The following is a 12,963-nucleotide window of genomic DNA, read 5'->3' as shown; positions in this document are numbered from 1 at the left end:
AATCACTAGAAGTACAAAAGTACAATTTAGAGGGGCTGGTCAAGTATCCATGCTTTTTTTACAAAGGGGAATAATATATAGGAATCGGACAAGTAGGGTCCAATGGCTCAAGGCCCAAAAAGGGGAGAACAACATGCATTTCGAAATAGGAATGACTATTTTTGTGTTCGTCATGACAATGATAGTTATATTGTGGAGGCCAGGAGGTATCAATGAAGCATGGCCAGCTTCAATCGGTGCAGTGATAATTTTACTGAATGGCACAGTATCCCAAGGCGATATTTTGGATATCATCAATAAAATCGGGGGCGCATCGATCACCATCATGGCAACGATTGTCATGGCAGTCATCTTGGAAAGTTTCGGCTTTTTTCACTGGGCGGCTGCGAGACTTGCGATCCTTGCCCGAGGATCGGGGTATCGTCTGTATTGGTATATTCAATTATTGTGCTTTTTAATGACCTTGTTATTCAATAACGACGGCAGCATCATGATTACGACCCCCATCTTGATTTTGCTTTTGAAAAATCTCAGATTAAAACCGCATGAAGCCATCCCGTATCTTTTGAGTGGAGCATTGATTGCAACAGCTTCAAGTGCGCCAATTGGTGTGAGTAATATTGTTAATTTAATCGCTTTGAAAATTGTGCACATGACGCTTTATATGCATACTGCCATGATGTTTGTACCTGCAACTTTGGGGTTGGTCTTCATGTCATGGTTGATGTTCGTAGTGGTCAAGAAAAAATTGCCCAAGAAACTGCCGAATATTTCTTATGACATAGAGGAAAGTTTCTTCACTAAGAATTTCCACCCCTTAAAGGGGAAAATGACGGTTGAAACAAAAAGGCAACGCACAAAATTCATGTTGAAAGTATTGCTCTATGTGTTCGTGGTGCGCTGTTTACTCTTTGTAGCTTCTTATTTTTCCATTCCAATCGAGTGGGTTGCTGTACTTGGCTCTTTATCTTTACTGATCTGGAGGTGGTACCATTTACGGACAAACCCTGTCGATATTTTAAAAAAGACCCCATGGCACATCCTGATATTCGCATTCTCCATGTATGTGATCATTTATGGTCTAGATAATGTAGGCCTTACAGCCATGCTCGTACAGATATGCGAACCGATTGTAAATCAAGGGTTACTGAGTGCGAGCTTTGTCATGGGAGGATTGGTTTCGATGCTATCAAACATCTTCAATAATCATCCAGCATTAATGATAGGTACCATTACCTTAACCGAAATGGGACTGGATCCGATCACATTAAAAACTATCTATCTAGCTAATATAATCGGTAGTGACATGGGATCATTATTATTGCCCATCGGTACTCTTGCCTCACTTATCTGGATGCATATCCTGAAACAAAACAAAGTGAAAATTAAGTGGAAAGATTATTTAAGTGTATCCCTGATAGTCATACCAATAGCGACAGTGGTGACACTGCTCTTGTTATTTTATTGGGTGCAAATGATTTTTAGCTGAATAACCCCTAGGAGGAGATAGTAATGAGTGATGCTTTTGCATTACTGGGTAAACAGATTGATGTCCAAATCTCAGGAAAAAAAACTTTCAAAGGAATTCTAACTGATCTGAGCACGGATATTCTAGTGTTGTTCAATGGACAGCAGTTTTTGTATTTTCCTATGCTGCACGTCCATAGATTCAATCTGAGTACAGAGGTAGATAACGAGATTAAAACTCCCATGGAGTCCCCCATGATGGAAGACATGGCGTCGATTTCCTATCGTAAAACACTAATGAACGCAAAAGGGGTTTTTTCAGAAATCCATGTAGCTGGACACATTCCTTTACACGGCTATATCACCAACGTTTTCAATGATTACTTTGCATTCTTCTCGCCTGTATATAAAATGATGTATGTCTCGCTGCATCACCTTAAATGGCTTACTCCGTACAATCAAAATGCCACACCCTATACACTCAGTAAAGAGAGTTTTCCCGTTAACCCTTCAGATGTGCCAATGCTGCGTTCTTTGGAAGACCAATTAAAGAAAAATGCAGGAAAGCTAGTAGTATTTGATGGGGGAGAGGACCCGATGAAAATCGGTATGCTTAAAAAAGCGGAAAACAACTTGGTTGAATTAACGACAGCCAATGGGGATCATGTGTTTTTGAAGCTTTCACATATTAAAACGGTGTACATGCCATAGATTCATAGAAACGAGGGGAAGGCGCTTTAAGCTTTCCCCTTATTTTCTTCTGCTAGATGATGGATGATACCAATGGATTCGGGTTCCTGTTCAAAAATCCATCGCCTTCATAATAAATTTCCGTTTGATCTGTAATATGGGAGTCCGATGGGGCCATCAATATTTTTAATCATGTAAAAAACGAGCTCTTTTTTTAGAGATTGCTAAGCCTAATGTGTAGTTCATCCTGTTACAGCAACGTCTGTTTATGCCAAACCTCAAATACGTTGTCCTTCCTAAACTATGTTGAACATCTTCACTCCTATATCGTTAGTACGACTTTATCATCACTGGCCTAATCTAACTTTACCCATTCTGTAAAAAAAAATAAAATCCTCTAGTAATTCTTCGATTCCAACCATGAACATTTTTCCATGACCTGGGTAGCTCCAGGGAAAGTCACACTGTGACGGTAAAAGAACATAATATAGGAATAATGGTTTATTTTGAAAGTGTTTTATTGAATCGGATTGATGATCATTTGTAAAAAATAGGCTAAATGTTTTATAAGGTTCGCCGATAATATTGTTGGGATGAGAGTTAAGGTTCATCTGATTGGGTGGATGATAGGATAAAAGATTCATATGTTGAAGTTTACTTGAACATCGTATATTTAAAAATATTTCAGCTTATAAAGGAAGGGTTAAAATGTTTAATGGAAAATTAAGCGGTATGATACTTACATTGGTATTCATGGTCAATTTCACTTTTTTACCTGGCTTAAAGGCCGAGGCAGCAGATCCTGTGCATACTGTAACCTCTGGCGAAACGGTTGAATCGATTGCCAAGACATATGAGATATCGGCTGAGCAATTAATGAAAACGAATGGTTTACCGGATGATAAGTTATTTGCGGGCCAAAGGTTGACAATCATTCAAACGGCGTATACTCCCTCCATCTATCAATGGTCGGAGAGAGGAAAAAAAATTGCAAACTATGCGAAATCCTTTATAGGGTTTAAAAAGACAGCTGGAGAGGAGACGCCTGAAAAAGGATTTGATTCGAGCGGATTGATTCATTGGGTGCTTTCCCGGCAAAATGTGCCGGTCGACCGTTTGACAGTAGATGGTTTTTATAAGCAAGGGATGGATACAGCCACTCCGAAAATGGGGGATATTATATTCTTTCTGGAAAAAGACAGCTTAAAAGTCGTGACTGCGGGTATTTATGTCGGCAAAAACCAATTTGTCAATTCTGGATACGGTGCAGAAACGGTTCAGGTGAGATCCACTACAGAAGATTACTTTGCAAAATTCCAAGTGGCTTACAAAACATATACGCCTAAAGGAGAGCATATCGTCCAAACGGGAGAAACGCTTAAAAGTATATCGGAGAATTACAGCATTTCCATGAGTACGATCAAGAGTCGTAACGCTTTAACTACGGATGAGTTGATGCAAGGGCAGTATCTTCAACTATACAGCAACCCGTTATATCCGTTTTATGTAAACCAGGAGGCTGCATATGATAAAGCATATGATGTCATCAAGTATGCATACACTCTACGCGGATTCAACTATGTTTTCGGTGGAGAAGATCCGATGATCGGAATGGATTGCAGCGGATTCATTTATTGGGTCATGAAGGAACAGGGGCTTTCAGTAAAACGGGGTTCTGCAGCAGATTACTTCTCATTGCTGCCCAAAATCGAAAATCCAAAGGCAGGGGATTTAGTGTTTTTTAGGGACACAGGAACAAGGCTGGGTGTGACCCACGTAGGTATTTATCTAGGTGATGGCCGTTTTCTCCATACAACGGAAAACACGGGCGTTCATATCTCCAATCTTTCGTCAGATTATTTTGCCGAGAAATTCGAAAGCTTCGGTCAAGTTGAAAGCCTTATGGACTAAGAAGGCCATTCAATCTGTTTATATTCAAGAGTCGCTTTTTCAATGGCAGTAACGAACCGTTTAAAAAGATCACAGTGATTTACCCTGTTTTTACTGGTAAAGTCATCACCTTTGAAAAAGCTTTTTCTAAGCTTAGTGGAAAGTTCCAATTGCACGCCTGCACCCGTTTTGGATTTGTTGGTGATGTTGTTTACTTTCATCCCTGAAAGGTGCTGCGGTGCATGATCAGTTTGAAATCCAGCTTGGTTAAGGCATTGCTGAAGAAGTTTCTTAAAGGGTTCGTTCCTTCCGCCAATGTAAACCAGCGCATTATGTACGTCGTAGTGGCCATGAATGGAAAGGGTGGTTTGTGCGTTCGCTGCCATTGAAACGCCGACCGGTTCATTGAACAAGTGGGATGTTATATGGAGGACCTGGTTGCCCCTTGGTTTAAGACCTTCGAATAGATAGGTGCTTGCACAAAGTCTCTCTCCAAGAGCGGCTGCAATATCGCTAGTTCCTGGTTCGATGTTCCCGCCATGTATGGCTAGAACTGCAATATCAGGATTCCTGTGATGAACGATGATGCGGTAATCGAGGTCTTCTTGTTCATTTTGCTCTAGTTCAATAAAATCAGTATAGTTATTTTCCTTCATGGTTAGCCTCCGTATCTGTACTGGTTTTAATCTTTCGCCCTTTGACGGCAAAAATAAAAAAAGCGGGGATGCCCCGGCTTTTTTCATTTTTCGACAGTCGTATATTGTTCTATCTTTTTTTGCTCGTCGGGTGTTAACGTTTCTGTCCGTTTAAACGTATTCATTGTCACAAGCAGGGCAGCTATTATAAAAACGGGTATGACCCAGCTTGTTATTTTTTTTACGATATTCATATTCTAAGTCCCCTTATACATCGCTAAAATTCATGTGATATTTAGAAAAGGAGGAGCTGGATTGCTCGTTTATTGCTGAGCTTTCCAGCTTCCATTTCTTCGTTTATCCCCAGCTCCGGATATTTGTCCATTTTTCTCGTTTTTAACGAGTGCTTGAACCCCGCCATAATACATGGGGGAAATCTTCTGAATGACTTCATATCCTGAATCTTCCAAGTCGGATATTGTTTCATCCGAAAGCTTGGCTTCTGTATAAATCTTCTTTCCATCAAAGACGAACCGATTACGGTCGACGATATCCTGAAATGTTCCTTCATTTTCTGTATAAGAATAAAGAACCTGCATCAATACTTGCGGAATCCTATCACCGCCTGGTGAGCCGATCCCAATCGATTCCCGCCCAGGTTTCTTGAGAATGGTCGGAGCGGTGAAAGTTCTTGACCGTTTATATGCCTCTTGAGAGTTCAAGCCGGACCTGAAATTTTTCAATTGATCATTAAGGAAAAATCCATTCGTATAATCCCCAGATCCGAAAAAGTTACTGAGCGTATTTGTTGTGGAAACGACAGTGCCATTCTTGTCCATTATCACAAAGTGTGTCGTACTTTCATGTTCTTCGGAACCATTCGATTCTTTATCTTCCCATTTTTCACTTTTGATCTTATTTTTAAGATTATCCAAGTGAATGGGGGAGAGCAATTTTTCCGCCTTGGAGTGACTTATTCCATCTCCAACATGGGCGGACCGATCTTGATAAGCAGTATCCGTGATGCCCCCCAAGACTTTCATATAAGCTGATTTACTTGAAGAATCACCTAGGTTCATTTCCTCGGCTAGCTTTAACATTTCAAGAACTGTAATTCCTGAAAAGGGCGGAGGGGCGGTAAAAACATCATAACCGGCAAATGCTCCTTGGACCGGCTTCCGTTCTTTCACCTCATAGCGCTTTAAATCCATCAAGTCGATATCTGATTCTCTTTTAATATCCCGCGCAATTTCCCCTTTATAAAAACCATCAGGACCTTCCTGCTGGATCTTCTTCAATGTTTCGGCAAGTCTTTCTTGGGCGAGGGTTTTGCCTGGTTTAATGGCATCACCATCAGGATAAAAAAGTGAAGTCGCATCGGAAGATATCCTTGGCTGAGCCGCTTCTAATCGTGATGATAACGATTCGTCGACTTCAAATCCGTCTTCAGCCAAATCTATCGCCGGCTGAAGAAGATCTGCCATTGGAACGCTCCCATACTTATCACTTATAACCTGCATGCCGGCCACTAAGCCAGGAATCCCTGTATCGTGTCTTGAACTTGGGTCTTCCGGAGAGGATTCACGATAATCGATAAATTCGGGATCGCCGGATTCCGGGGCAATCAGCATACCGCCGCCGCCACCCACGCCAGATCCATAAGGTTCAACTACACCTAATACATACGATACCGCAATGGCGGCATCAGCCGCCGTTCCGCCGTTTTCCAATATATCCATACCGACATCTATTGCGATTGGGTTTGAAGAACTGACCCCATATGATTGTTCCGTTTTACTCTTTATCGGATCATTCGTGTCAGAAATAGGGGGTGTCTTCGAACATCCAGCAATATATATGAGCAAGCTTAGGGATATGAGCACTTTTCCCGTCATACGGTTAATCATCGGTTGTTCCCCCTTTTCGTTGAGCTTCTAAGTTGTGTGTCTTCATTCTTCAAATAGTAGTGACAAAGCGTTCCTTATTGAATGGGTTGCATTTCCTGTTGTTTAGCTTGTACGGCCTTTTTCTCTTGTGCTGCTTTTTTCTCCAGTGCAGCTTTCTTTTCCATTGCTGCCTTTTCCTCTTGTTCACGTTGTGCCTTATGGTCGATTACCTTCTTGTGATCCAAGGTAATCTCGATGCGATCCTCTTTTTTCGACCACTGGACTTTTTCACTCGTTTCCTTCGTCAACTGTCGGTAAACACGTGATTTGTCAATTGAAGAGGTAGCTGGCCTTGGTGTTGCTTCTTCAATTTGCAGTGGTACGACATCGATTGTAGCTTTTCCGTCTACCGCTAAATGGTATTGAACCATAGCTGAATCCTTTGTGCGTGTCCAGCCTTGATCGAATATGAAATTTCCTAAGCTATAGAAAATGATTCCATCTTTATAAACATCAAACGATTGAAGCACATGGGGGTGATGGCCGATGATGATGTCAGCCCCCGCATCGATGATAGCCTTAGCCAAGTCTTTTTGACGAGCGGTTGTTGATGTTGAATACTCTTGTCCCCAGTGCATATTCACCACAACCAAGTCTGCGTTGCCTTGCTTGGCATTCCTTGCTTTGCCGATCATTTCAAATAATATATCAGGGTTGGAGTTCAATAGTCCGGCTTTATCATTTTTTGACACGGCATCCTTACCGTAAATATCTGTGAAGCCAAGTGTTGCGACACGTACGCCATTAACATCCGCATAGTCGATGCTGTTTTTTGCTTCGGCAGTGTTTGATCCAACACCGACATAGTGCATATCCGCACTTTTGAATTCATCAATCGTGTCAAGAAGTCCTTGTTCTTCATAGTCCATCATATGGTTATTGGCTAAAGACACCACAGAGAAGCCAGCATCTTTAACGGCTTCCACACCATTAGTATTCGAGTTTAATCGGATGGGCGTATCTGCTTCCTTGTAGTTAGATACCTCTTCTTTTAAAGCGGTATGTTCATAATTCCCACTGACATAATCTGAATTGGCGAAATATGGCTTCATATACCGGAAGAGGTATTCATACCCGTGCCTTTCCGTAACTTCTTCAACATAACGTCCCATCATCACATCACCGACCATTGTCATTGTCAATGGTTGATCGGATTTTGGAGCGGTTGTTTTCACTTCCTCAGCCCGTCCCATCCAAGTGGTAATGACTAATGCGATTAGTAATATAGGTAGTATGATTCCAGTGTATTTAAGATTCTTTTTCTTCGTGCGTTTAATAAAGATAAGTGTTTTTTCTTTTGCATTTAAAGTCCGTTTCATTTTTTGCACCTCAGAATAGGTAGTACACGTTCATTAAACCGAAAGTTAAGCCGGATAATAAAAGCGTGCTGCCAAGTGTCAATGGCATTCCTTGTCTTTGTATGGTATTCGCTATCAATCCAGGTACGATTATACCGATTCCCCGAAACTCGAATATTTCAAATGGCATGACGGGGTAGACTAAGTCCAATAGTAGTTTCAAGCAAATCCCGGTCACCATCATGGCGGCGAATTTTCTTCTTCCATATAAAATCACCCATCTTGAAAGGCCGTGAGTGACGATTAAATAAGTTACCACACTAATGATCAAAATGGTCAGCATGATTTCCCATTGATCAAATACTAATGCCAAATAACCTGGCACGATAAGTCCTGCGGGTACGACACCCGTCTTTTCTGAAAATATAAGGCTAAGCGTTACTCCAAGTACTAGGGCTACATATAAATCCGATCCAAACATTAAGGTTCCTCCTACTTAACTTGCTTTTTGCTTTGTTTTAGATTTCATGAATGCTTCAATTAATGGTTCCGCTGCACCGTGAATATTCCCGACACCGTAGACGATGCGATTTTTCATCAATGGGCGGAGACGGGCCACGATTTCTTCAGTTGACCAGTTTTCTAAATCCCAATATTCTTTAGTATCCAATTTCCCTTGCTCGAATACCCTTGTAATCGGTGATGTGGTTTCACCAATGGCAATGACGATTTCAGATTTTATGTAAGGTAATACATCTCTAGCAAACTGCTCAGTACGGTCCACACGATCGGCACGGCAATTCATGATGACGATAGGAGGTTCTGTGCTGTATCCGAACGTATTGACACGTTCCCATATGTTCAGAGTAGATGACGCGTCATTTGCAGCAAAGCCATTGACAAAGAAAGTTGGCTGGATGGGATCTCCGAATTTGGTGATCCGCATGGCACCTGGATCGGGATGCGCATTCAACATGCCGCGAAAAGCCGTTTTTTCATCAATGCCCAAAGCTTCAGCAACGGCCAAGGCCAGTGATGCATTATCAGGAAATACCATATAATCGAATTCACGCAGGAATTCTTCCGAAATTCTGGAATTGTCTGCAACGATCACTTTTGTGTTGCGTTCTTTGGCAATTTGCTTGAAAAAGTCCAAATATTCACTTTCGATGGTTATTAAGTGACCATTATGGGGAATGGTAGCAGTGAAGGCTTCAGCAACCTCATCCAAAGTCGGTCCCATGACATCCATATGGTCCTCCAATACATTCACGATGACCCCAATGTTTGCCTGTATCATTTTGTTTTGGAAGATTAGTTGATAGTCAGGCTGTACGGCCATGCACTCACAAACCAGTGCTTCTGTGCCTAAGTCGGCAACTTCTTTAACTACACGCCGTTGTTCTCCTATATTGGGTCCTTCCGGGCGGCGTACAATCGGTTTTTCCTTGTCGGTAAACCAATAGATCATTCTTGCTGACGTTCCGGTTGTTTTACCTACTGTTTTGTATTTAGCTTCCTGGATCACTCCTGTAATTAGACGCGTTACAGTGGATTTCCCTCGAATCCCATTCACATTCACACGTACCGGGATGGAGTCGAGACGCTTCTGATGGCGTTTTTGTTCAAAAATGCCATAACCAAGCAAAAAGATCGCACAAATAAATATTGGTGCCATTTTTTAACCTCTCTTTTTTTCAAATATTTGAATTACTGAATACACACTACATGATTTTAAACTTAATAGGCAAGAGCCAATTATTCTATCGTAATATAGTTATTATTAGCTTTTTCAAATAAATGTATATTGGAGTGTAATAGTATCTAATGGGATAAATTGTTTTATGAGTACAAAGATATGGCTGGAAATCAAGAGAATCCTCGGTTTATTTACACTAAATTATGGGAAGTTTAATAAAAACCCATTTTGGTCAGAATCAAAATAGATTCATGAGCATTTGAACCTAATTCATAATGGCTATATTTGAATAATAATTATTTTTGAAAAGTGAGGTTTATTACAGTTTGTTAATTGTTTATACCCATTGTTTGACATAAACGTAATAATTTTTATGCATTTGTCATTCAATGTGAAATATTGCATCTAACGACTCAATTAGTTGAACTCTTTTGAATATGGATAAAGATGAGTAAAAGCACACATCTCTTTTTTTTAATGTTTTTCGGTTTTCTCTTCGGAAATACCCATGGGCCTATAATTGAACTTTTACCTAAAACATGAAATAAACTAAAGTTAACCCATTTTTTTAAAAAAATACCTAGTTTCTTCTATAGATATAGTGTTTATAGAAGAATGAAAAATAAAAAAAGCTCAGAAGTATTTCTGAGCTTTCGGCTTATATATTGTAAATGAATGGAATGGTCACGGATCTCCGTTCATCCTGGAGATTTAACGTTTGTGGGTCTTGAGCTACAGCATGCGTAGCTTATTATGGAAGGAATCAGATTAACTGGATTTCTTTCTGTCAGAAATCTCAAGGTTGGAGCCCTTTTTACCGCCATCAATCACATAAAGTCTAGGAGCTAATCTCCTTCTTTTTCCTTGATTGTCAGGATTCATCTTCATATAATTTTCGTATTCTTTGCGAAAGAACTCTTCGGTTTCCCGTTCCAGTGCTTTTCTTTCGTTAAAATCTGCGATGAATTTGAAAAAACGTTTCATATGAATTCCTCCTTATGGGGTTAAAAGGTCTTGGTTTAATAGTAACATATCATTAGTTGATTTTAACCTTTTTTTACAAATTTGGAATGGAAATCGTGTTTTTTTGAGAATAAAGTTGTAAATGGTTTGATTCAAGAGAAAGCATGCAATGGATCCTTACTGAGTATAAGTGCCCGTGCATGGTGTTGAAAGGAAATTTCGGGATTTGCAGTAGCAGGTATTGGAAGCAATGATTATTTAAGTTAAAATATTCCTTTAATCAATTATACACTAAATATTCTGAAAACAAAGGGAAATATCCACTTCCAGCCGCTTCTGATAGATTCGTTTTTTAATGGTTTATTATTGTGTATAGTTATTTATTCCCCGAATAAACGAAAATGAAACAACATTATAATGGAAGGGAAAAAGCAATTTCCCGCATTCGGGAAATTGCTAGTGTCATAATTGGAACTTCTTAACCTGTTCAGTGAGCAGTTCTGCCGAGGATGCAATTTCACTGGCATGATTCGTGATTTCATCCATCGAAGAGCTGGATTGCTGAGCGGAGGCGGAGACTTGTTCGATTCCTGCCGCGGACTCTTCAGAAACGGCTGCGATATCTTCGATAGCCTGATTGATTTTTTGGCTATTTGTGGAGATATAGTTCAATTCGTCTGTTATATGCTGTATTTTCATTTCCATATTCCCGACAGAATGATTAATTGTTTCAAAGGTTCGGCCTGTGAGCGTAATTTGTTTTGTGCCTTCATCCACTTGTGTGTAACCATCTTCCAGGGAGTGGACGACCGTTTTTGAACCTGTTTGAATGGCGGAGACAATACTGGTGATATCCCCAACGGAGTGTGTGACCTCTTCAGCGAGTTTCCGCACTTCATCGGCGACGACGGCAAAGCCCCTGCCATGTTCACCAGCACGAGCAGCTTCTATGGCTGCATTCAGCGCCAATAGATTGGTTTGATTGGATATATCCTTGATGACCTGCACAAGCTGCGAAATTTGCTGTGATTGAGAATCGAGCCCTTTCACTTGCTCTACGGCATTTTTGACAATCCCATCAATACTTTGCATCTGTTGGACCGAACTGCGCATTAAAGTGGTGCCCTCCTTGGTCAAGGAAAGGATTTCGGTTGAACTGTTAGCTACATCCACCCCTTCTAGGTGGGCAAGCTTAATCCTGCCGGTGAAATCATCCATGATGCGAACCATTTCAGATGCCCGGTTGGCTTGTGACTCCGAACCTTCCGAAAGTTCATACATCGTAGTCGCTATCTGTTTGCTGCCCTGCTGGACTTCATTTGCTGATTGAGTCAGATCTTTACTTTGGTTGGAAACGGATTGCGAAACACTGAGCATTTTTTCGATCGTATCACGAAGGTCTTTCTGCATTTGATTGGCGGATACCGTTAGTTCGCCCATTTCATCATTTGACTTTTGCTCCAGGGGCTCATGATTCAGCTCTCCTGCAGCCACCATTTTCATCCTATCCCTGATTTTAAGGAGGGGGGTGGTAATGAGGTTGGCTGTAACAACCGCAAGGACAAGGCCAATAAGGACTGCCGCAATGGATATGATGATACTTGTCGTCTTAACCGATTTCCCGCTGGCGATGACGGTTTCACCAGAAGCGACAATCAATTCCTCGCGTTCCGAAGCAAGCTCCTTGAAACCCTCCATTACTTCATTGCTGATTGGCGCCACTTCATTTTTGAGTATCTCTTTAGCGCGTTCTTCATTTCCTTTTTCATATTGTGTAAATACCCGATCTACAATCATCGTCCTCCAATCCACGCTTTTCTCGATCAATTCCTTCGCTTTATCAGAATCGCTTAAGGCTAGGAGTTCCTCCTGGATGACCTGGCTTTCTTCAGTATATTGTAAGAACCCTTCTTTATAACTCTCGTCACCATAAAGAATATAGGCCCGGGCGTATGCGGTTCTTTGTGCTAGATTGTATAGGAGCTTTTCGTCTTGGATAAGAAGCGGAAGTTCCTTTTCGATGATATCCTGGGAATAAACCAGTGACTTGTTGCTGCTATAAATGTTGAATGCTCCTAAGATGACACATAAAGATATGATGAGTGAAAATGCCACCAATACCTTTGCTTTAATGCTTTTCAAATTATTGGACCCCTTTATCGATATTTTATTCACACTGTTTTATCGGATAAATAAAAGGATATTTAAGCAATGAAAAGTTAACCAAATTTTCCATCAGGTCTAATGTTCTCTTAATATAAACATCTTGATTTCTTATCGTTTTCAAGTTACTATTGACTTGGAAAAATATAATATTCCGCGTTAAGGCGGAAGAGGTTCTAGCTACCCTCTCAAAAAAACTAAGGAGAAACAGT

Annotated in this window: 11 protein-coding genes and 1 riboswitch; of the genes, 3 read left to right on the top strand and 8 right to left on the bottom strand. The window is 40.7% G+C overall.

The window, feature by feature from the left end:
* Positions 1 to 133 precede the first annotated feature (133 nt).
* The 3 genes from ABC374_RS18750 (at position 134) to ABC374_RS18740 (ending at position 4,068) form a co-directional block, all read left to right on the top strand.
* A complete protein-coding gene (locus tag ABC374_RS18750; RefSeq protein ID WP_413019393.1) occupies positions 134 to 1,489 on the top strand; it encodes an arsenic transporter in 1,356 nt (451 codons plus the stop codon).
* Between the two features lie 23 nt (positions 1,490 to 1,512).
* Positions 1,513 to 2,178 carry a DUF2642 domain-containing protein gene (locus ABC374_RS18745; RefSeq protein ID WP_413019392.1) on the top strand — a complete coding sequence of 222 codons (666 nt, stop codon included), beginning with the start codon at positions 1,513 to 1,515 and terminating at the stop codon, positions 2,176 to 2,178.
* A 687-nt stretch (positions 2,179 to 2,865) separates the two neighbouring features.
* Positions 2,866 to 4,068 carry a C40 family peptidase gene (locus ABC374_RS18740; RefSeq protein WP_350299817.1) on the top strand — a complete coding sequence of 401 codons (1,203 nt, stop codon included), beginning with the start codon at positions 2,866 to 2,868 and terminating at the stop codon, positions 4,066 to 4,068.
* Here ABC374_RS18740 and ABC374_RS18735 read toward each other — a convergent pair.
* The 8 genes from ABC374_RS18735 to ABC374_RS18700 form a co-directional block, all read right to left on the bottom strand.
* Complete coding sequence (locus ABC374_RS18735; RefSeq protein ID WP_413019391.1) at positions 4,065 to 4,703, bottom strand: poly-gamma-glutamate hydrolase family protein; 639 nt, start codon at positions 4,701 to 4,703, stop codon at positions 4,065 to 4,067. The genes ABC374_RS18740 and ABC374_RS18735 overlap by 4 nt on opposite strands.
* 83 nt (positions 4,704 to 4,786) lie before the next feature.
* Positions 4,787 to 4,936, bottom strand: a complete 150-nt coding sequence (locus ABC374_RS18730; RefSeq protein WP_157831026.1) for a CapE family protein — start codon at positions 4,934 to 4,936, stop codon at positions 4,787 to 4,789.
* 69 nt (positions 4,937 to 5,005) lie between these two features.
* Complete coding sequence (locus ABC374_RS18725; protein WP_413019390.1) at positions 5,006 to 6,589, bottom strand: gamma-glutamyltransferase family protein; 1,584 nt, start codon at positions 6,587 to 6,589, stop codon at positions 5,006 to 5,008.
* A gap of 74 nt (positions 6,590 to 6,663) precedes the next feature.
* On the bottom strand, positions 6,664 to 7,947 hold the full coding sequence (locus tag ABC374_RS18720) for a CapA family protein (RefSeq protein WP_413019389.1): 1,284 nt from the start codon (positions 7,945 to 7,947) through the stop codon (positions 6,664 to 6,666).
* 10 nt (positions 7,948 to 7,957) lie between these two features.
* Positions 7,958 to 8,407 carry a poly-gamma-glutamate biosynthesis protein PgsC gene (gene pgsC / locus ABC374_RS18715; protein WP_048687555.1) on the bottom strand — a complete coding sequence of 150 codons (450 nt, stop codon included), beginning with the start codon at positions 8,405 to 8,407 and terminating at the stop codon, positions 7,958 to 7,960.
* A 15-nt stretch (positions 8,408 to 8,422) separates the two neighbouring features.
* A complete protein-coding gene (pgsB, locus tag ABC374_RS18710; protein ID WP_048687556.1) occupies positions 8,423 to 9,604 on the bottom strand; it encodes a poly-gamma-glutamate synthase PgsB in 1,182 nt (393 codons plus the stop codon).
* Between the two features lie 789 nt (positions 9,605 to 10,393).
* The gene (locus ABC374_RS18705) at positions 10,394 to 10,609 is read right to left on the bottom strand and encodes a hypothetical protein (protein ID WP_214770800.1); all 216 of its coding nucleotides are present in this window, start codon (positions 10,607 to 10,609) and stop codon (positions 10,394 to 10,396) included.
* 441 nt (positions 10,610 to 11,050) lie between these two features.
* Positions 11,051 to 12,730: a methyl-accepting chemotaxis protein gene (locus ABC374_RS18700; protein ID WP_413019388.1), complete on the bottom strand. Its 1,680-nt coding sequence runs from the start codon at positions 12,728 to 12,730 to the stop codon at positions 11,051 to 11,053.
* Between the two features lie 185 nt (positions 12,731 to 12,915).
* Positions 12,916 to 12,958: riboswitch (PreQ1 riboswitch) on the top strand.
* Positions 12,959 to 12,963: the final 5 nt, after the last annotated feature.

It is taken from the genome of Peribacillus phoenicis (assembly GCF_047238085.1).
GTDB lineage: Bacteria > Bacillota > Bacilli > Bacillales > DSM-1321 > Peribacillus.
Note: the sequence above shows the minus strand (reverse complement) of the source record. Positions and strands in the feature narration are given on the sequence as shown.